We start from the raw sequence: 20,000 nt of genomic DNA on the forward strand, positions 1-20,000 counted from the left end.
CAACCGGTTTGCATCGCACGGACCCGATCGACAAGGCTTGCCGCATGCCCGCCGCCTCGACGAAACTCCGGATGCTCGCCGTGTCGGTCATCGCGTCGCTCACAGTGACCGGCTGTCAGGCCCTGGACGACGCCGGACGGGTGGTCGGCCGCGCCGATCTCGTCAACGACCTCGCCGCCCGGCTGGACCGGGCCCTCGAGCTGACCTACTCCGCCGACTACCAGCTGCCCGGCGGGCAGACGGCCTCGATCGCGCAGGCGCAGGACCCGGCCCGCTCGGCGTACAGCTACCCCGGCGGCAAGCTCACCGTCACCGCCGAGGCCACCACCCAGTGCGAGATCGCCGGCGGCCGGACGACCTGCACGCTGACCCCGCCCCCGACCACGGCGAGCAAGCCGTCGGTGGCCGTCTTCGCCGAGGCCAAGCGGCGCGGCATGGTCACGCCGCCGGTCGTCGTGGGGATGCTCACCGCCGCCGCGCTCGACCCCGACGCGGTCATCGGCCAGAGCGACACCACCGTGGCCGGGCACCACGCCACGTGCGTGGACGTCGACCGGGCCGGCGAGGACTTCACCGCCTGCGTGACCACCGAGGGGGTGCTCGGCAGCTTCACCGGGCAGGTCGACGGCAAGGCGGTCGAGGTGGCGTTGAGCCGCTACTCGGAGACGGTCGACGGGTCGGTCTTCGACCTGCCGGCCGGCGCCGGCGTGGTCGACCGCCGCCCGAACGGCTCCTGACCGGGGCCCCGCCACCGACGGGGTAGTCGACGCGGACGCCCTCGTCCCACCGGCCGCGCATCCCGGCTCACAGGCCGAGCAGCGTACGCAGGTGGCGCGGGGGCGGGCAGTCGTGCGCGAGCATCGCGTCGTGCCAGTCGCGCAGCGACACGCCGTCCGGACGGGCCGCGGCGATCTCGGCGACCTCGCTGTAGCCCACGAAGTACGTGGAGAGCTGGGTCGAGGTGAGCAGCGCCCGCCGCCACTTGCCGGCCGCCTCGCCCTCCTCCTGGAACCCGCGCCCGGTCATGAGCGCCATCGCCTCGGCCTCGGGCATCTCCTCGCAGTGCACGAGCTGGTCCAGCAGCGCGTTGATGGTCATCCGCAGCTGCATCTTGAGCTGCTGCAACCGCACCGGCAGGCCACCGAAGCCGAGCCCGGCCATCAGCTCCTCGGCGTAGACGGCCCAGCCCTCGATGAACGGGCCGGACTCGGCCAGCGCCCGCACCCGGGTCCGGCCGGCGTACCGGCGGGCGTGGGCGAGCTGGAGGAAGTGCCCCGGCATCGCCTCGTGGACCGTGAGGTTGCGGATCATGTGGTCGTTGTACTCGCGGTAGAACGACTCCACCCGGTGCGCCGGCCAGTCGGACGGGGTGGGCGCGATGCAGTAGAAGGTCGGCACGTCCGCGGTCTCCAGCGGGCCCGGCGAGTCGCAGTAGGCCACGGCCACGCCGCGCGCGAACTCCGGCATCTCCTGGATCACGCACGGGTCGTCGACGAGCGTGACGAGGTCGTGGGCGCGGACGAAGTCCGTCGCCTCGTCCAGGGTCACCCCGGCCAGGTCGACGATGGTGTGGTCGTCCGGGTGCTCGGCGGCGAGCAGGTCGAGCGCCCGGCGTACGGTCTCGTCGTCGGCCGGGCCGCCGACCAGCTCGACGGCCGCCTCCCGGATCTGCTCGGTGACCCGGTCCAGGTTGGCCCAGGCCCGGGCGAGGACCTCCGAGGCGCCCAGCTCGGTGTCGAGGGTGTGCCAGAGCCGCGCCTCCCACCGGCGCCGGCCCAGCCGGGGATCGCGCCCCGGGCCGGCGTCGGCGGCCAGCCCGGCCCGCAGCCAGGCCACGAACTCCTCCAGCGCCGCGATCGCCGCCGTGGCGGCGGGTTCCACGCGGTCGTGCAACGCGGGCTCCTCGGTGAGGAGCTTCGGCACCTCGTCGCGGATCAGCGCCGCCGTGCCGGTGAACTGGCCGACCGCCGTCTCCGCGTGGATGCGGGGCATGTCGCGCAGCGTCCCGCGGGCGATGGCCAGCGCGTCCGGGATGGCGGCGAGCCGACCGGCGAGCTGGGTCAGCCGTACGTCCGCGGGCGCGTACGGGCGGGCCACGATGGCGTGCAGCAGCGGGCCCGGGTTGTGCCGCAGCGGGTCCCACTCGTACGCCCGGATCTCGGTGAGCTCGAACAGCTCCCGGTCGACCAGGGCGCTGAGCAGTGCGTGGTCGACCTGGTCCTCGACGTCGAGCGCGGCCGGGTCGAGTTCGGAGAGCGCGTTGGCCGCGTCGGTGAGCATCGTGCGGTCGGCGGTGCGACCGTCGGGCGAGAAGTCGGGCAGCCGGTCGTCGAAGCGGTGGTCACCGGCGGCCGTGGCCAGCCCGGGTCGGCTCTCCAGCAGCGCCTCGACGATCCGCTCGGCCAGCGGGGCAAACGATTCCACCCGCCGACCCTACCGGCACCGACCGCCACCGGCCGCCCGAACCCGAACCCCGTTGATCATGAGGTTGGCGGGTCGGAACGGGCGTGTCCGCCCCGCCAACCTCATGATCATCCAGGTTCGTCGGTGGGGGGCGGGGGTTCCGCCGCGCGGACGGCGTCGGCGTACGCCAGGGCGGCGCGACGCAGCGCGGCCTCGGCGTCGAGGCCGGCCTCGCGGGCGGCGGCCACCGTGGCGAGCAGGCTCGCGCCGAGCCGGGACTCCGCGTCGACCTGCCCCTCGGCCAGCGGCGGGGGCACGGCCAGCCCGAACCGCTCCGCGCGTTGCAGGATCTTCGCCGCCAGGGCGAGGGCCGGCTGGCTGAGCGCCACCCCGTCCAGCACCGACCCGCGCGGCTTCTCCGCCCGCTTGATGCGGTCCCAGTTGGCGGTGATCTCCTCGATGGTGCCCGCCTCGGCCCCGGCGAAGACGTGCGGGTTGCGGCGGATCATCTTGTCGACCAGCCCGCCGGCCACGTCGTCGACGGTCCACCGCTCACCCTCGGGCAGCTCCTCGGCGAGCCGGGCGTGCAGCAGCACCTGGAGCAGCACGTCCCCCAGTTCCTCGCGGAGCGCGTCGGTGTCGCCCGCGTCGATCGCGTCGTACGCCTCGTAGCACTCCTCGAGGAGGAAATGGGCCAGGCTCTCGTGCGTCTGCGCCCGCTTCCACGGGTCACCGCCCGGAGAGGCCAGCCGGTCCATGACGGCCACCGCGTCGAGCAGCCGCGCGCCGGGCGGGTCCCACGAGCCGTACATCAGCTCCAGCTCGGCGAGACCCGGCTCCCGGGCCAGCCGCAGGCCCAGCTCCCGGGCGAGGGGCTCGTCGCCGCCGGGCCCGGCCAGCCAGACGGCCGTGCCGTGCGCGCCCACCGCGTCCAGCAGCGGCTGCGTGGCCGGCCCGTCGACGACGCTCACCCGGCCGCCCGCCGTGCGGATCGCCACGGTCAGCTCGCTCTCCGCGCCGGTCAGCACCGGCGCCGACCGTACGACGTCCCAGGCGGCGGCGGTCAGCAGCCCGGCCGGCAGCCGGGGCGAGGTGACCAGCAGGACGATCCGACCCGCCATCAGCCGGCCGTGCCGCCCGCCGTCTCCCCGTCCGCCGGGGCCGCCGGCTCGGGAGTCGAGATGTCGGTGACCGGGCCGTCGTGGTTGATGTACGGCAGCGAGTAGAAGACGAGGCCCTGGGCGCTGTTCACGAACGACGGCACGCCGACCTGCCCGTACCGCGGGTTGACGGAGGCGTCCGCCCGCTCGGCCTCATCCTGGAGGGCGGCGCTCACCGCGGAGGCGGAACGGACGAAGCCGCCGTCGCCGAACGCCTGCCGGACCTGGTCGACGGTCATGCCGGACTCGATGGCCCCGGTCTTGGCGATCGCCCCGTAGACGGCCATCACGGCGTCGTCGCTGAGCTCGGCCGGCGGGAGCTGCCGGTTGAGCGTCTGCAGCACGTCGACCCACTCGCCCCACAGCCGGGTGTACTCGGCCGTGGCGGGCACACCCAGGGCCTGCTGGAGCTGCTCGGGGCCGACCTCGTCCGGCACCTGGATGTTCTTCTCGGCCGCCACCCGCTTGCCCAGTTCGAGGCTCACCAGGAGGTTGAGCACGTCCTGCCGGGTCACCGAGGCTCGCAGCTGCTCGGGCGACGGCGTCGCGCCGGCGCGGGCCGCGTCCTGGCGGACTGCCTCGCCGTACTTCGCCTGGACATCGTCGTACAGCTCGTCGACGCGGGCGATCGACCAACTGGTGTCACCGACGTACGCGGCGACGTCCGGAGCGGACTTCCCACAGGCGGTGAGGGAGCAGAGACCGAGGGCCGCGACGCCGGCGGCAGCGATCAGACGACGAGCACGCATGTGCGCCACTCTCTCATGCCGGACCCCCGGCTGTGACGCCCCCCACCGTCCACCGGGCACGACGCCGCCCCGACCCGCAGCCGGTGGCCACGGGTCGGGGCGTACGACGGTCACCCGACGAGTGCGGGCTCGCCCAGGACGTCGGTGAGGAGCTGGGCGCACCACTCCAGCAGCGCCTGGTCGCGCAGCGGCTCACCGCCGACGCGTCGGGTGCTCGGCCGCGGGACGCTGACCTGGTCGGTGGCCTGCTTGTAGACCGCGTCCGGGTGGTAGCGCTTGAGCCGCATCTGCTTCGAGTCGGGCAGCGGCAGCGGGCTGAACCGGATGTGCCGGCCCTGCATCGACACGTCGGTGAGGCCGTACCGGCGGGCCAGCAGCCGGAACCGGGCCACCGCCACGAGGTTCTGCACGGGAGCGGGCGGCTCGCCGTAGCGGTCGGTCATCTCGGCCACCACCTCGCGCAGCCGCTCCTCGTCGCGGGCCTCGGCGAGCTTGCGGTACATCTCCAGCCGCAGCCGCTCCACGCCGATGTAGTCGTGCGGCAGGTGCGCGTCGACCGGCAGGTCGACCTTGACCTCGATTTCCTCCTCGGCGTGCTCGCCCTTGAACGCCTGCACCGCCTCGCCGACCATCCGCACGTACAGGTCGAAGCCCACGCCCTCGATGTGCCCGGACTGCTCGCCGCCGAGCAGGTTGCCGGCGCCGCGGATCTCCAGGTCCTTCATGGCCACGTACATGCCGGCGCCCAGCTCGGTGTGCTGGGCGATGGTCGCCAGCCGCTCGTGCGCCTGCTCGGTGAGCGGCTTGTCCGGCGGGTAGAGGAAGTACGCGTACGCCCGCTCCCGCCCCCGGCCGACCCGGCCGCGGATCTGGTGCAGCTGCGCCAGGCCGAGCAGGTCGGCGCGCTCGACGATCAGGGTGTTGGCGTTCGGGATGTCGATGCCGGACTCCACGATCGTGGTGCAGACCAGCACGTCGAACTCCTTCTCCCAGAAGCCGACCATGACCTTCTCGAGGGCGTCCTCGCCCATCTGGCCGTGCGCCACCGCGACCCGCGCCTCGGGCACCAGCTCGCGGATGCGCCGGGCCGCCCGCTCGATCGACTCGACCCGGTTGTGCACGTAGAAGACCTGCCCGTCGCGGAGCAGCTCGCGGTGGATGGCCGCGGCCACCTGCCGGTCGTCGTACGCCCCCACCGCCGTGAGCACCGGGTGGCGCTCCTCCGGCGGGGTGGCGATCGTGGACATCTCCCGGATGCCGGTGATCGCCATCTCCAGGGTGCGCGGGATCGGCGTGGCCGACATGCTCAGCACGTCGACCGAGGCCCGCATGGTCTTCAGGTGCTCCTTGTGCTCGACGCCGAAGCGCTGCTCCTCGTCGACGATCACCAGACCGAGCTGCTTGAAGCGCGTCGCCGACTGGAGCAGCCGGTGGGTGCCGATGACGATGTCGGCCGTGCCGTCGGCGGCCATGGCGAGCGTCTGCTCGGCCTCCTTCGGCGTCTGGAAGCGGGACAGCTGCCGGATCGTCACCGGGAACTGGCTCATCCGCTCGGCGAACGTGTTGTAGTGCTGCTGCACGAGCAGCGTCGTCGGCACGAGCACGGCCACCTGCTTGCCGTCCTGCACCGCCTTGAACGCCGCCCGCACCGCGATCTCGGTCTTGCCGTAGCCCACGTCGCCGCAGATCAGCCGGTCCATGGGGATCGACTGCTCCATGTCCCGCTTGACCTCTTCGATGGCGGCGAGCTGGTCGGGCGTCTCCTGCCACGGGAAGGCGTCCTCCAGCTCCCGCTGCCACGGGGTGTCCGGGCCGAACGAGTGCCCCTTGGACGCCTTCCGCGCGGCGTAGAGCTGGATCAGCTGGGCGGCGATCTCCCGCACCGCCTTGCGGGCCCTGGCCTTGGACTTCTGCCAGTCCGAGCCGCCCATCTTGTGCAGGGTGGGCTGCTCGCCGCCGACGTACCGGCTGAGCTGGTCGAGCTGGTCGGTGGGCACGAAGAGCCGGTCACCGGGCTGGCCGCGCTTGCTCGGCGCGTACTCGATGACCAGGTACTCCCGGCTGGCGCCGTTGACCGTGCGCTGCACCAGCTCGATGTAGCGGCCGATGCCGTGCTGCTCGTGCACCACGTAGTCGCCGGCCTTGAGCTCCAGCGGGTCGATGGTGTTGCGCCGGCGGCTCGGCATCCGGCGCATGTCGCGGGTCGAGGCGCCCCGCCCGCCGGTGATGTCGTTGCCGGTGAGCAGCACGAAACGGGACGCCTCGTCGACGAACCCGGCGCTGAGCGAGCCGCAGGTGACCAGCAGCTCACCGGGGGCCGGCGCGTCCGGCACCTGCTCGGTCAGCCGGGCGCCCAGGCCGGCGTCGCGGAGCACCTCGACCGCCCGCTGGGCGGGGCCGTGCCCCTCGAAGACCAGCGCGATCGACCAGCCCTCGCCGGACCAGCGCTTCAGGTCGTCGACCACCCGGGCGGTCTCGCCGTGGTAGAGCGGCGCCGGCTGGGCGGCCAGGGTCACGGCGATCGCGTCGTCCGGGGTGACGCTCACCTCCTCCGGCTCGTCCTCCCACGGCTGGCGCTCCGGCGCGGCCTCCCCCTCGGCGGCCAGGCCGAACGGGGAGAGCGTCCACCACGGCTGGCCGAGCTTCGCGGCGGCCGCGCGCACCTCGGCGAGGCTGCGGAAGGCGGCGGCGCCCAGGTCGACGGGGGCCTGGCCGCCCACGGCGGCGGCGGCCCAGCTGGCCTGGAGGAACTCCTCGGAGGTACGCACGAGGTCGTGCGCCCGGGTGCGGATCCGCTCCGGGTCGCAGAGCAGCACGTGGGTGCCGGCCGGCATGACGTCGAGCAGCAGTTCCAGGCTCTCGCTGCCGAGCAGCGCCGGCACCAGCGACTCCATCCCCTCGACGGGGATGCCCTCGGCGAGCTTGTCGAGGATCTCGGCGAGTTCGGGGTGCCGCTCGGCCAGCGCCGCGGCCCGGCGGCGCACGTCGGGGGTGAGCAGCAGCTCCCGGCAGGGCGGCGCCCACAGCCGGTCGACCTGCTCGATGGTCCGCTGGTCCGCAACGGCGAAGGTGCGGATTTCCTCCACCTCGTCGCCCCAGAACTCGATGCGGGACGGGTGCTCGTCGGTGGGCGGGAAGATGTCCAGGATGCCGCCGCGCACCGCGAACTCGCCGCGCTTGGTGACCAGGTCGACCCGCGCGTACGCCATGTCGGTGAGCCGGCGGGCGACCTCCTCCAGGTCGGCCTCGGCCCCGGGGGCGAGCTGCACCGGCTCCAGGTCGCCGAGCCCCTTGAGCTGCGGTTGCAGCAGCGAGCGCACCGGGGCCACGACGACGCGCAGCGGACCGGTGCGGCCGTGCGCGTCGGCGGCCTCCGGGTGGGCGAGCCGGCGCAACACGGCGAGCCGGCGGCCGACCGTGTCCGACCGCGGCGAGAGCCGCTCGTGCGGCAGCGTCTCCCAGGACGGGTAGACGGCCACCTGCTCGGAGGGGAGCAGGCTGCCCAGCGCGGCGGCCAGGTCGTCGGCCTCCCGGGTGGTCGCGGTGACGGCGAGGACCGGTCGGCCGGCCCCGCCCGCCGGCCCGCCGTCGGCGCCCGCGCCGCCCTGGTCGGCCGCCACGGCGGCGACCGCGAACGGGCGCAGCGCCGGCGGGGCCGTGATGTCGAGCCCGTCGACCTGCGCGGCGCCGGAGCGCGCGAGGTCGCGCGCCCGGGCCAGCCCAGGGTCGGCCAGGGCGGCGGAGAAGAGGCCGGTGAGCATCTGCGATCACTTCCAGTACGACACGCGTGGCGCGCTGCGGGCACACGAGTAGATCCCCCGCGCCCGGACGGACGGGGGGTGCACGACTCCCAGCCTATCTCCGCCGACCGACACCGGCCCCGTTCCGCCCCGCCCTGTCACCTGCGCCCGGACCGGACGAGGAGCGGGGCGCGCCGCTCCGCACGATCCGCACGGCATCCCGGAAACAGTGGCCTCCGGCCGCCCCGGAGGCCACTGTTGCCCCGATGGTGCGCGGATCTTCCCAGATGGTGCGCGAATCTTCCCCGATCGTGCGGATCTCGTCGCGAGGCGCGTCAGTAACGCACCGCGATCCGGCGCGCGACGGCGTCCACCCGGACCTCGCCGCCGTACGGGACGATCACCTGCGGGTCGGTGTGACCGAGGTCGACGTCGAAGACCACCACGGCGTCGGGGTTGTAGGCCGCGAGCGCCCGCGAGACGGCCTCCCGCTGCGCCACCGCGTACTCCCGGCGCTGCTCCGGCGTGTGCGGACGGACGAAGTCCCACGCCTTGGCGCGGCCCACGAGCACGGCCGCGAAGGCCGCGAGCAGCCCGCGCTCGCCCATGTTCCGGAGGATCCGGAAGACCTCGGTGTCCGACGGAAGTTCCTCGGACATCTCGACGATCAGCACCGACCCCGCGAGGTCGGCCGCCGGCGGGACGCGGTCGGCGGCCATCAGCCAGTGCAGGATCTCCAGGTTGCCGCCCCAGGTCCGCCCCCGCACGACCCGCTCCGGGCCCTGCCAGAGCCAGCCCTCGCCGGGGAACATGACGGGCTCGTGGGCGAGCGTCGCCGGGTCCCGCCAGTCGCCCGGCTCGTCGCCCCACTCCTTCGCCGGGGTCAGGTCGTACCAGTCGGAGCCGAAGAGCGCGGCGCGCAGCGAGTCGAACGTGATCGGGTGCGGCGCGCCCGACCGGCCGAGGTGCACGAGCACCGACCCGCCGTGGTACGCCACGATGCCGAGCCGGTAGAGGTGGTTGAGGACGTTCGTGTTGTCCGAGTAGCCGAAGTACGGCTTCGGGTTGGCCTGCAGCACCGCGTCGTCGAGGTACGGGGTGACGGTGATCAGGTCGTCGCCGCCCACCGTCGCGAGCACGGCGGTGACCGACGGGTCGGCGAAGGCCGCGGTGAGGTCCCGGGCGCGGTCGCGCGGGTCGGCGCCCATCGCCCGGGTGGTCGGGTACTCGACGGGCACGAGGCCGAACTCCTCGCGCAGCCGGCGCAGCCCCAACTCGTACACGTGCGGGAAGACCGCCGGCAGCCCGGCGGACGGCGAGACGACCGCGACGCGGTCGCCGGGGCGGGGCTTCGGCGGGTAACGCAGGGACACCATGCCCGGACGCTAACGGAGGGGCGAAGGCGTTTTCACTGCGCAAACCGTAATCATCATCGCGAACTGCCCCTACGCTGGCGACGTGGAGCAGGTATCGGAGGGGCGGGCCCGCGAGTGGCTGCTGCGCACCGCCGGCCTGTTGATCGGCACCCTGGCGCTCGCCGTCGCGTTCATCGCGGCGTACGTGGGCGCGCTGCACGATCCCACCCCCCGGGACCTGCCGGTCGGGTTCGTCCTCGGCGACCAGCGCGCCGAGGCGGTCCTCGCCGCCGTGCGAGGCCAGTCCCACGTGGTCGAACCGATCGAGTACGACGACGCGGCCGCCGCCGACGACGGGCTGCACGACCGCGAGGTGTACGGCGTGCTCGCCTCCGACCCGCAGGGTGGCCTGCTCCTCACCGTCGCGAGCGCGTCCGGGCCGTCCGCCACCACCGCCATCGCCCAGGTGTTCACCACCGCCGCCCAGCGCGCGAACACCCCGCTGCGGGTGACCGACCGGGTGCCGGTCGCCTCGACGGACCCGCGCGGCGTGGTGCCGTTCTACCTGAACGTCGGGTACGTCCTCGGCGGCTACCTCGCCTCGACCGTCCTCGGGATCGCCGTCGGCACGACCCCGCGTACGCTCCGCCGCAGCGCCCTGCGCATCGCCGCGCTCACCGTCTACAGCGTGGTGCTCGGCGTCGCCGGGGCCCTCGTGGTCGGGCCGGGGCTGGGGGCCTTCGCGCACCACCTGGTGGCCATCGCCGCCACCGGCGCCCTGACCGTCCTCGCCGCCGCCATGATCGCCTCGGCCATCCAGGGCTGGCTCGGCATCCTCGGAACCGGGCTGGTCATCCTGCTGCTCGTCGTGGTCGGCAACCCCGGCTCCGGCGGCATCTACGCGCCGGAGTTCCTGCCCGACGGGCTGCGCGGCATGCACCGGTGGAACGTGCCGGGGCTGGCCAACGACCTCACGAAGTCCGCCGTGTACTTCCACGGTCGCGCGGCCCTCTGGCCGGCCGTGGGTCTCGCGGTCTGGGCCGTGGTGGGCGCCGCCGGGCTGCTCACCGCGACGCTGGTCCGGGGCCGTCGCGCCGCCGTGCCCACCCGGGTCCGGTCCGGCTCCGGCGAGGCGAGTGGGACGGGATGACGCGGGTCCCCTCCGTACATCCGCCTCCGCGCGGATACGATCCAGGGAGTCGGACAGCGCTGTCCTTCGTACGCACGTAAGGAGCGCCCCGTGACCGACCAGCACGACCACGACGGCCCCGACGCCGCCCTGCGGGCCGACATCCGCCGCCTCGGCACCCTGCTCGGACAGACCCTGGCCCGCCAGGAGGGCCGCCCGCTCCTCGACCTCGTGGAGGAGATCCGGGCGCTGGTCCGCTCCGACGCGCCGGCCGCCGCGCAGCGCCTGGCCACGCTCGACGTGACCACCGGCACCAAGCTGGCCCGCGCCTTCTCCACGTACTTCCACCTCGCCAACATCACCGAGCAGGTGCACCGGGCCCGTGACCTGCGCCGGCGCCGGGCCATGCACGGCGGCTGGCTCGACCAGGCGGCGAAAATGATCGCCGAACGCGGCGTGCCGGCCGAGGAGATCGCCGCCGTGGCCCGCCGGCTGGCCGTACGTCCCGTGTTCACGGCGCACCCGACCGAGGCGGCCCGCCGGTCGATCCTGTCGAAGCTGCGCGCCATCGCCGACGAGTTGGACGCCGAGACCGCCAACGCCATCCTCTACGGGGCGAGCGACGAGGGCCCGGCGAACCGGCGCCTGGCCGAGCTGCTCGACCTCATGTGGCAGACCGACGAGCTGCGGCTCGACCGGCCGGACCCGACCGACGAGGCCCGCAACGCCATCTACTACCTGCGCGACCTGTACGCCGAGGCCGCCCCGCAGGTCCTCGACGACCTCGCCGACACGCTGCGCACCCTCGGTGTGGAGACCTCGCCGACGGCCCGGCCCCTGACGTTCGGCACCTGGATCGGCGGCGACCGGGACGGCAACCCCTTCGTCACCCCGACGGTGACCCGCGAGGTGCTGCGCATCCAGCACGAGCACGGCATCCAGGCCACCGAGGCGGCCATGGAACACCTCATCAACGAGGTCTCGGTCTCCCGCCGGCTGCGCGGGGTGTCGCTGGACCTCTCCGCGAGCCTCGCCGCCGACCTCGACGCCCTGCCCGAGGTGGCGCCCCGGTTCCGCCGGATCAACGCCGAGGAGCCCTACCGGCTCAAGGCGCGCTGCGTGAAGGCCAAGCTGGCCAACACGCGGGAGCGGCTGCGCCAGGGCACCCCGCACGTGCCGGGCCGGGACTACCGGGGCTCGGCCGAGCTGATCGCCGACCTGGAACTGCTGCGCGCGTCGCTGGCCCGCAACTCCGGCCAGCTCACCGCGGTCGGCCGGCTGGCCTCCACGATCCGCACCGTCTCGGCGTTCGGCCTGCACCTCGCGACCATGGACGTCCGGGAGCACGCCGAGGCGCACCACGCGGTGCTGGCGCAGCTCTACGCCGCCGTCGGCGAGGTGTCCGACTACCCGGCGCTGACCCGGCTGGAGCGCACCAAGCTGCTCGCCGACGAACTCACCGGTCGCCGGCCCCTCTCGACCCTCGACACCCCGCTCACCGAGTCGGCCCGCAAGACGTTCGACGTGTTCGCCACGATCCGCGAGGCGCAGGACCGGTTCGGCAACGAGGTCATCGAGTCGTACATCATCTCGATGACCCTCGGCGTCGACGACGTGCTCGCCGCCGTGGTGCTGGCCCGCGAGGCCGGCCTCGTGGACGTGCACAGCGGCCGCGCCCGCATCGGCTTCGTCCCGCTGCTGGAGACGCCGGCCGAGCTCAACGCCGGTGGCGAACTGCTCGACGAACTGCTGTCGCTGCCGGCGTACCGGGCGCTGGTCGCCGCCCGCGGTGACGTGCAGGAGGTCATGCTCGGCTACTCCGACTCCAACAAGGAGGCGGGGATCACCACGAGCCAGTGGTCGATCCACCGGGCGCAGCGGGCGCTGCGGGACGTCGCCGCCCGGCACGGGGTGCACCTGCGGCTGTTCCACGGCCGCGGCGGCACGGTGGGCCGCGGCGGCGGGCCGACGCACGAGGCGATCCTGGCCCAGCCGTACGGCACCCTCGACGGCGCCATCAAGGTCACCGAGCAGGGTGAGGTGATCTCCGACAAGTACACGCTGCCGTCGCTGGCCCGGGAGAACCTGGAGCTGACCCTGGCCGCCGTGCTCCAGGCCACCCTGCTGCACACGGCGCCCCGGCAACCCGCCGAGATGCTCGAACGCTGGGACGCGGCCATGGACGTCGTCTCCGACGCCGCCTACCGGTCCTACCGGTCGCTCGTGGAGGATCCGGACCTGCCCGCGTACTTCTGGGCCTCGACGCCCACGGAGCTGCTCGGCGCGCTCAACATCGGCTCCCGCCCCGCGAAGCGGCCGAACACCGGCGCCGGCCTGGCCGGCCTGCGGGCCATCCCGTGGGTGTTCGGGTGGACGCAGACCCGGCAGATCGTCCCGGGCTGGTTCGGCGTCGGCTCCGGGCTGGCGGCGGCCCGCGAGAGCGGCCTCGCGGACGTGCTGGCCGAGATGCACCGCAACTGGCACTTCTTCCGGACGTTCCTGTCCAACGTGGAGATGATGCTGACCAAGACCGACCTGACCATCGCGCGCCGGTACGTCGAGACGCTGGTCCCGAAGAAGCTCCACCCGATCTTCGACAAGATCGAGCAGGAGTACGAGCTGACCAGGCGCGAGGTCCTCGCGGTGACCGGCTCGCCCGCGCTGCTCGACAGCTCCCCGGTCCTCCAGCGCACCCTGGCGGTGCGGGACACCTATCTGGAGCCGTTGCACCACCTCCAGGTGGCGCTGCTGCGCCAGTACCGGGACTCCGGCGCCGCGGCCCGGGCCGTCGCCACCGCACCGGGCGGTCGCCGCGCGCCCGGCGACGGTACGGCGCTGGAGCGGGCGCTGCTCACCACCGTCAACGGCATCGCCGCCGGCATGCGCAACACGGGCTGAACGACCGCGACCGCTGCCACGAGTGCGGGCGGGCACCCCGGAGGTGTCCCGCCCGCCCCGTCGGTCCTGCCCCGGTGCCCCGGTCATCCGACCGGGGCCCGCAGGCGCGGCCTGTCCGGGTGCTGAGGGTGCGTGGGGCCGGTCCAGGGCACCGCGGCCCGTCCCGGAGCCCGCGGGTGGGGTCAGAAGTCGCCGCCCCCGAAGTCGCCCCCGAAATCGCCGCCGAAGTCCCCACCGAAGTCGCCGCCGGCCATGTCGCCGCCGTAGTCGCCGCCCTGGTCGCCGTAGCCGGCGGCGTCCGCGAAGCCCTCCTGGTAGCCCGCGTCCCAGCCGTAACCCGGGTCGGCGAAGGCCGGCGAGAAGAGCGCGTCCGCGATGAGCATCCCGCCGAGCACGCCCGCGCCGGCGCCGAGCGCCGTCTTCCACCACGGCGTCGAGTACCACCCGGCGGGCACCGGCCGCCCCTGGAACCGGCCGCCCGGGTAGTAGTACGGGGTGTCCCGCCCCGGCTGCGGGCCCGCCTTGAACATCTGGCCCTGCACCTGCACCTCGCGCTCCCGGGTGAGCTGCCCCGTGCCCTGGGCGGCGGCCAGCGGCGGCAGGTCGGGGCCCGGGTCGATGCCGAGCGCGATCCGCGCGGCCCGCGTGTACGCGAGCCCTTCCAGCGCCGTCTCCCGGGCGAGCCGGTACTGGTGCACCGTACGGGCCTGTTCGAGCTGGCTGCCGGCGGCGTTGTACCGTTCGCTGGCGTCGACCAGCGCCTGCCGCACCGCCGGGTCGTCGCCGTGCAGGTTCATCACCTGGCCGCCGAGGCGCTCGTACCAGCGCTGGGCGTCCGCCCGTACGTCTGCCAGCTCCCGTGCCGCCCGCGCCGCGGACTCGCGCCGCCACCACACCAGCGCGGCGACCACGAGCGCCACCAGGATCACCACCAGCAGAGTTCTCATGTCTCCGACGGTACCCACGCCCGCACAGTCGTACCCGTTTGGCAAGCTTCAGTGATGGACTTCCCGACGCTGGCGGTGGTGGTGGTCTGTCTCGGCGCCGGCGGCGCGGTGGGCTGGCTCGCCGCCCGGTCCCGTTCGGCGGCCGAGATCGCCCGGCTGGACGCCACCCTGCGCGCCGCCCGCGAGGGCGAGGGGCGGCTGGAGCAGTCGATGCGGGCGCTCAGCTACGAGGCGACCGCCCAGTCCCAGGAGGCCGTGGCCCGGGCCGTGGCCCCGCTGCACGAGACCCTGCGTCGCTACGAGCAGCGGGTCGCCGAGCTGGAACGGGAGCGGGTCGACGCGTACGCCGAGCTGCGCGAGCAGGTCCGCTCGATGAGCGTGGTGTCGGGCGAACTGCGCACCGAGACCAAACAGCTCGTGGCGGCACTGCGGGCCCCGCAGGTACGCGGCCGCTGGGGCGAGCACCAGTTGCGCCGGATCGTCGAGGCGGCCGGCATGCTGGAGCACTGCGACTTCTCCGAGCAGGTCACGGCGGCCACCGACCAGCAGGGCGTACGCCCCGACCTGGTGGTGCGGCTGCACGGCGGCCGGACGGTGGTGGTCGACGCGAAGGCGCCCTTCGACGCGTACCTGACCGCCATGGAGGCGCGCGACGAGCGCAGCCGGGACACCCACCTCGACGCGCACGCCCGGCAGTTGCGCGCGCACGTCGACGCGCTGGCCGCGAAGACGTACTGGGCCGCCTTCGACAGCACCCCGGAGTTCGTGGTGCTGTTCGTGCCGGCCGATCCGTTCCTCGACGTGGCCCTGCAACGCGACCCGACCCTGCTGGAGCACGCCTTCGCCCGCAACGTCGTGCTCGCGACCCCGGCCACCCTGGTCGCGCTGCTGCGTACGGTGGCGTACTCGTGGCGGCAGGAGGCGCTGGCCCGCAACGCGGCCACCGTGCACTCGCTGGCCCGGGAGCTGTACGGCCGGCTCGCCACGCTCGGCGACCACGTCGGCCGGCTCGGTTCCGCGCTGGGCGGCGCGGTGACCGCGTACAACCGGGCGGTGGGCTCGCTGGAGGCGCGCGTGCTGGTCAGCGCCCGCAAGCTCGCCGAGCTGGGCGTCTCGGACCGGGATCTGGAAGCGCCGGCGCAGGTGGAGCTGGCGCCCCGGCAGCCGCAGGCGCCGGAGCTGCTCGAGCCGACGGAGCGCACGCCCCCGCTCCGCTGACCACCCAGCTGACCACCCAGTCCGGTGCCCCCACCGGCCCCGCTCGTTGATCATGAGGTTGGCGGGGCGTTCGGAGCCCGGATCCCCCGCCAATCTCATGATCACCGCGGAGACGGCCGGAGGCCGTGGGTGGGCCCCCGGGGGGGGAGTCAGGCGCGGTGGGCGCTCTCCACGACGAACGGCGTGCCCTGCTGGCAGGTCGTCATCATGCCCGGCTCGACCCGGCCGCTCACGGTCACCTTCCTGCCCGGCCTCAGCACGTCGCGCGGCCCGCCGACCAGCAGGTAGCCGTCGAGCAGCACGCAGTTCGGCTCGACGCCGGCGACGACCGTGCCGGTCAGCGTGGTGGCGCCCACCGGCGGTGGGAGCGTGGGCCCGCCGGGGCTCTTGGTCGGCCGTACCGGCGGCGTGCTGGCGGGCGGCGTGGGCGGAACGCTCGACGGGCTCGGGTCGCTCGACGGGGTCGAGGGCTGTGACGTCACCGTGGGCGCTCCCGTGGGGGTGGGTGGAGTGCCGGCGCCGTCCGGGTCACCGCAGGCGCTCAGCGCGGCGGCGGCGACCAGGGCGACGGCGGCGAGCCGAAGGGTCCTCATACCGGTATCGGACGTGCCGGGACGGCCGTCCGTTCCGCCCCCTCAGCCCCGGGCCGCGGCGGCGGCCCGCATGTCCCGCTTGAGCTCCTGCGGAAGCGAGAAGGTGAGCCGCTCGTTGGCGGTGGTGACCTCCTCGACGTCGGCGAAGCCCCGCGCGGCGAGGTGCGCGAGCACCTCCTGCACCAGTTCCTCCGGGACGCTCGCGCCCGAGGTCACGCCCACCGTACGGGCATCGGCCAGCCAGGCGTCGTCGATCTCGTGCGCGAAGTCGACGAGGTGCCCGGCGCGCGCGCCCGCGTCGAGCGCGACCTCGACCAGCCGCACGGAGTTGGAGGAGTTCCGGGAGCCGACGACGATCATCACGTCGCACTCCGGCGCGATCTGCTTGACGACGTGCTGCCGGTTGGAGGTGGCGTAGCAGATGTCGTCGCTGGGTGGCGACTGGAGCAGGGGCAGCCGCTTCTTGAGCCGGGCGACCGTCTCCAGCGTCTCGTCGACCGAGAGGGTGGTCTGGGAGAGCCAGACGACCTTGCTCGGATCCCGCACGGTGATCGTGTCGGCCGCCTCGGGCCCGTCGATGAGCTGGATGTGCTCGGGAGCCTCGCCCGAGGTGCCGATGACCTCCTCGTGCCCCTCGTGCCCGATGAGCAGGATGTCGTAGTCCTCGGCGGCGAACCGCTTCGCCTCCTGGTGCACCTTGGTGACCAGCGGGCAGGTGGCGTCGATCGCCTTCAGCGAGCGCGCCTTCGCCTGCTCGTGGACCTCGGGCGCGACGCCGTGCGCGGAGAAGATGACGATGGCGCCCTCCGGCACCTCCTCGTTCTCCTCCACGAAGACCGCGCCCTGGGCCTCCAGCGTCTGCACCACGTGCCGGTTGTGCACGATCTGCTTCCGGACGTAGATGGGGGCGCCGTAGAGCTTGAGCGCCTCCTGCACGGTCTGCACCGCGCGGTCGACGCCCGCGCAGTAGCCGCGGGGCTTCGCGAGGAGCACGCGCTTGCCGGTCCGGGGAGTCGCTTCCACCTCAGTCACCCGCCCATCGTACGTGCCGCGGCGGAGGCCGACATCGGCCGCGGGCGACCGCCCCACCCCGGCCACACCCGCGTGATCATGAGGTTATCGCCCGCGACACGCCGTCGACAGGGCAACAACTTCATGATCAACCCGGTCGGCTCGGCAGACCGTAGGGTGGGCGGGTGAGCACGGGTGAGGTGGAACGGAGCACGTCCGACGAACCGTGGCCGGTCCGGGTGGTCAGCCAGAAGATCGGCGCGTGGATCGGCCGGCTCGGCTGGGTCTGGGTCGACGGGCAGGTGGCGCAGATCAGCCGGCGCCCCGGCGCCACCACCGTCTTCCTCACCCTGCGGGATCCGTCGGCCGACCTCAGCCTGACCGTCACCACCAACCGGGACGTCCTCGACCTCGGCGCCCCGGAGCTGCGCGAGGGTGCCCGGGTGGTGCTGCACGCCAAACCCGAGTTCTACGCGGCCCGGGGCACGCTGAGCCTGCGGGCCGACGAGATCCGCCAGGTGGGTCTCGGTGAGCTGCTGGCGCGGCTGGAGAAGCTCAAGAAGCTGCTCGCCGCCGAGGGGCTCTTCGACCGGGCCCGCAAGCGCCGTCCGCCCTTCCTGCCCCACCGGATCGGGCTCATCACCGGGCGGGCCTCGGCGGCGGAGCGGGACGTGCTCACCAACGCGCGGCGGCGCTGGCCGGCCGTCGAGTTCCGCACCGTCAACGTGGCCGTGCAGGGGCCGAGCGCCGTGCCGCAGATCGTCGACGCGCTCAAGGTGCTCGACGCCGACCCGGCCGTCGACGTGATCGTCATCGCCCGGGGCGGCGGCAGCATCGAGGACCTGCTCCCCTTCTCGGACGAGGCGCTGTGCCGGGCGGTCTTCGCCTGCCGTACGCCGGTGGTCAGCGCCATCGGCCACGAGACGGACGCGCCGCTGCTCGACTACGTGGCCGACGTCCGCGCCTCGACGCCCACCGACGCCGCCAAGCGGATCGTGCCGGACCTGGCCGAGGAGGTACGCCTCATCGGGCAGGCCCGCCACCGGCTGGAGCGCGCGGTGCGCAACCTCGTCGACCGTGAGACGCACCGGCTCGACGCGCTGCGGTCCCGGCCGGTGCTGGCCCGACCCCACGTCATGATCGACCAGCGGGCCACCGAGCTGGCCATGCTCCGCCAGCGGGCCGGCCGCTGCCTGCACCACCGGCTCGCCGCCGCGGACGACGAACTGCGGCACACGCTCGCCCGCCTTCGTGCGCTGTCGCCCGCGGCCACGCTGGAGCGGGGGTACGCGATCGTGCAGCGCGCCGACGGCCACGTGGTCCGGGCGGCGTCCGAGGTGGGCAAGGGCGACCCGCTGCGCGTACGCCTCGCCGACGGCGAGCTGGCCGCGACGGTGGACGGGTGAGCCGCCGAGGGTCGACGGCGGCCGTGTGCTGGGATGGGGTCGATGACTGAGGAGACGAAGGCGGGGCCGGACGAGCGGCTCAGCTACGAGCAGGCGCGCGCCGAGCTGGCGTCGGTGGTGGAGCGGCTGGAGGCCGGCGGCACGTCGCTGGAGGAGTCGCTGGCGCTGTGGGAACGCGGCGAGGCGCTCGCGGTGATCTGCCAGCGCTGGCTGGACGGCGCCCGCGCCCGCATCGACGCGGCCCGCCAGGACGAGTCCTCCTGACCTTGAGGCCGACGTGGCGGGCGGACCTGGTGTCCCGCCCGCCACGACTGCCGGATGGCAGGTCGGGTCAGTCGAAGAGGCGGTACAGCTCCGGCGGCGCCTCGACGACCTGGTCCGCCGGCGGCTTCTGCGCGGCGGTGGCGTTGCCGTAGTCGGAGTAGGTGACCCGGATCTCCTGCGCCGCCGTCTGGCCGGAGGCCGGCACCTGGATCACCAGCTCGCTGAGCCGGCCCTGCGGGTCCACCTTGGCCGTGAACGGGACGGACTTCGCCTGCGCACCGAGGGCGGCGATCATGCTGGCGTCCAGGGACCCGGCCTCGGCGGCCTCCGACACGTCGATGGTGCCGGCGTACGCGCCCTCGCCGGTCCGCCGCACCTCCGTGATGCCCCGGGTGAGCACCTCGCTGCCGGCCGGGTCGAGCCGGTCGAAGTCGAACCCGAGGTTGCGGTCGCCCTTGATGCGGTTCTGGTCGAGGTGCTGGTACTTGCCGAGGTTCAGCGCCTCCACCCCCGGCACCTTGCCGGCCGCGCGGCCGCCGAGGTCCACCTTCACCCAGCTGTCGGGCCGGTGATGGATGACGTCGAGCGTCATCGACAGGTCGGAGGACGCGTCGCCGAGCGACACCCGGATCCGCGCGCTCTGGCTCGGCTCGTGCACCTGGCCCTCGGCGGTGCTGCCGCCGCCGGTCATGGTGAACCGGAAGTTCCCGGTGCGGATCGCCTCGGTGGAGGCGAGCAGCTCCTGCTTGGCGTCACCGGCGCCCGGCGCGACGGTGCCGGTGGCCGTGGCCGTCCCGGACGCGGTGGCGGTCGGCGAGGCGCCGGTCCCCGTGGTGCCGGTGTCGGTGCAGGCGACGAGGCCCGGGGTGAACAGTGCCGCGGCCACCAGGCCGGCGCTGATTCGTCGAACAGTCATCTGTGTCTCCCAGAGGGTCTCCCGACGCGGGCTCACGCGCCGGGACCGGCGACGCAGACCCTCGACTGCGCCGCACGAGCCCGAGCCGGCCGACCGGGCCGACCTCCGCCCGCCACCCTTCTGTTCCCTCCGGCGGGGTCGCGCAATCACCCTGCTGTCCGGTTTCGCGCGGGTCGTCCCGCCGCCGCTGGGCACGCGCCGCCGCCGCGGT

General features: G+C 74.0%; 15 protein-coding genes. 6 read left to right on the plus strand and 9 right to left on the minus strand.

Going from position 1 to position 20,000, the window contains the following annotated elements; genetic code table 11:
- Nucleotides 1–44: 44 nt before the first annotated feature.
- Complete coding sequence (locus OG994_RS20300; RefSeq protein WP_120327668.1) at nucleotides 45–737, plus strand: hypothetical protein; 693 nt, start codon at nucleotides 45–47, stop codon at nucleotides 735–737.
- 67 nt (nucleotides 738–804) lie between these two features.
- Here OG994_RS20300 and OG994_RS20305 read toward each other — a convergent pair whose 3' ends face one another.
- The 5 genes from OG994_RS20305 to OG994_RS20325 form a co-directional block, all read right to left on the minus strand.
- Nucleotides 805–2,424, minus strand: coding sequence for a DUF885 domain-containing protein (locus OG994_RS20305; protein ID WP_328850639.1), 1,620 nt, complete (start codon nucleotides 2,422–2,424; stop codon nucleotides 805–807).
- A gap of 107 nt (nucleotides 2,425–2,531) precedes the next feature.
- Entirely contained in the window at nucleotides 2,532–3,524 is a 993-nt protein-coding gene (locus OG994_RS20310) for a nucleoside triphosphate pyrophosphohydrolase (RefSeq protein WP_120327666.1), read from the minus strand.
- On the minus strand, nucleotides 3,524–4,312 hold the full coding sequence (locus OG994_RS20315; protein WP_328850640.1) for a SurA N-terminal domain-containing protein: 789 nt from the start codon (nucleotides 4,310–4,312) through the stop codon (nucleotides 3,524–3,526). The genes OG994_RS20310 and OG994_RS20315 overlap by 1 nt, the downstream gene beginning before the upstream one ends.
- Before the next feature lie 110 nt (nucleotides 4,313–4,422).
- A complete protein-coding gene (gene mfd, locus OG994_RS20320) occupies nucleotides 4,423–8,073 on the minus strand; it encodes a transcription-repair coupling factor (RefSeq protein ID WP_328850641.1) in 3,651 nt (1,216 codons plus the stop codon).
- A 314-nt stretch (nucleotides 8,074–8,387) separates the two neighbouring features.
- Nucleotides 8,388–9,428 carry a S66 family peptidase gene (locus tag OG994_RS20325; protein WP_328850642.1) on the minus strand — a complete coding sequence of 347 codons (1,041 nt, stop codon included), beginning with the start codon at nucleotides 9,426–9,428 and terminating at the stop codon, nucleotides 8,388–8,390.
- Between the two features lie 82 nt (nucleotides 9,429–9,510).
- Here OG994_RS20325 and OG994_RS20330 point away from each other — a divergent pair, with 82 nt between their 5' ends.
- Entirely contained in the window at nucleotides 9,511–10,557 is a 1,047-nt protein-coding gene (locus tag OG994_RS20330) for a hypothetical protein (RefSeq protein ID WP_328850643.1), read from the plus strand.
- Nucleotides 10,558–10,647: 90 nt separating this feature from the next.
- Nucleotides 10,648–13,434 (plus strand): phosphoenolpyruvate carboxylase, encoded by a 2,787-nt coding sequence (gene ppc, locus OG994_RS20335; RefSeq protein WP_328850644.1) that lies wholly within the window; start codon nucleotides 10,648–10,650, stop codon nucleotides 13,432–13,434.
- A 182-nt stretch (nucleotides 13,435–13,616) separates the two neighbouring features.
- On the opposite strand, the gene OG994_RS20340 is transcribed toward ppc, so the two are convergent.
- The gene (locus tag OG994_RS20340; protein WP_120327661.1) at nucleotides 13,617–14,381 is read right to left on the minus strand and encodes a hypothetical protein; all 765 of its coding nucleotides are present in this window, start codon (nucleotides 14,379–14,381) and stop codon (nucleotides 13,617–13,619) included.
- A 54-nt stretch (nucleotides 14,382–14,435) separates the two neighbouring features.
- Between OG994_RS20340 and rmuC the strand changes: the two genes are divergently transcribed.
- On the plus strand, nucleotides 14,436–15,599 hold the full coding sequence (rmuC, locus tag OG994_RS20345; protein ID WP_328850645.1) for a DNA recombination protein RmuC: 1,164 nt from the start codon (nucleotides 14,436–14,438) through the stop codon (nucleotides 15,597–15,599).
- Between the two features lie 149 nt (nucleotides 15,600–15,748).
- Here rmuC and OG994_RS20350 read toward each other — a convergent pair whose 3' ends face one another.
- On the minus strand, nucleotides 15,749–16,192 hold the full coding sequence (locus tag OG994_RS20350; protein ID WP_120327659.1) for a hypothetical protein: 444 nt from the start codon (nucleotides 16,190–16,192) through the stop codon (nucleotides 15,749–15,751).
- A 42-nt stretch (nucleotides 16,193–16,234) separates the two neighbouring features.
- Nucleotides 16,235–17,224 carry a 4-hydroxy-3-methylbut-2-enyl diphosphate reductase gene (locus tag OG994_RS20355; protein WP_328850647.1) on the minus strand — a complete coding sequence of 330 codons (990 nt, stop codon included), beginning with the start codon at nucleotides 17,222–17,224 and terminating at the stop codon, nucleotides 16,235–16,237.
- Nucleotides 17,225–17,388: 164 nt separating this feature from the next.
- On the opposite strand from OG994_RS20355, the gene xseA reads away from it, so the two are divergent.
- Nucleotides 17,389–18,609: an exodeoxyribonuclease VII large subunit gene (xseA, locus tag OG994_RS20360; RefSeq protein ID WP_328850648.1), complete on the plus strand. Its 1,221-nt coding sequence runs from the start codon at nucleotides 17,389–17,391 to the stop codon at nucleotides 18,607–18,609.
- 42 nt (nucleotides 18,610–18,651) lie between these two features.
- Nucleotides 18,652–18,873 (plus strand): exodeoxyribonuclease VII small subunit, encoded by a 222-nt coding sequence (locus OG994_RS20365; RefSeq protein ID WP_120327657.1) that lies wholly within the window; start codon nucleotides 18,652–18,654, stop codon nucleotides 18,871–18,873.
- A 67-nt stretch (nucleotides 18,874–18,940) separates the two neighbouring features.
- Here OG994_RS20365 and OG994_RS20370 read toward each other — a convergent pair whose 3' ends face one another.
- A complete protein-coding gene (locus tag OG994_RS20370; RefSeq protein WP_328850649.1) occupies nucleotides 18,941–19,789 on the minus strand; it encodes a hypothetical protein in 849 nt (282 codons plus the stop codon).
- Between the last annotated feature and the right edge of the window lie 211 nt (nucleotides 19,790–20,000).

The sequence above is a fragment of the Micromonospora globbae genome, from assembly GCF_036184225.1.
In the GTDB taxonomy this organism is placed as follows: Bacteria; Actinomycetota; Actinomycetes; order Mycobacteriales; family Micromonosporaceae; genus Micromonospora; species Micromonospora globbae.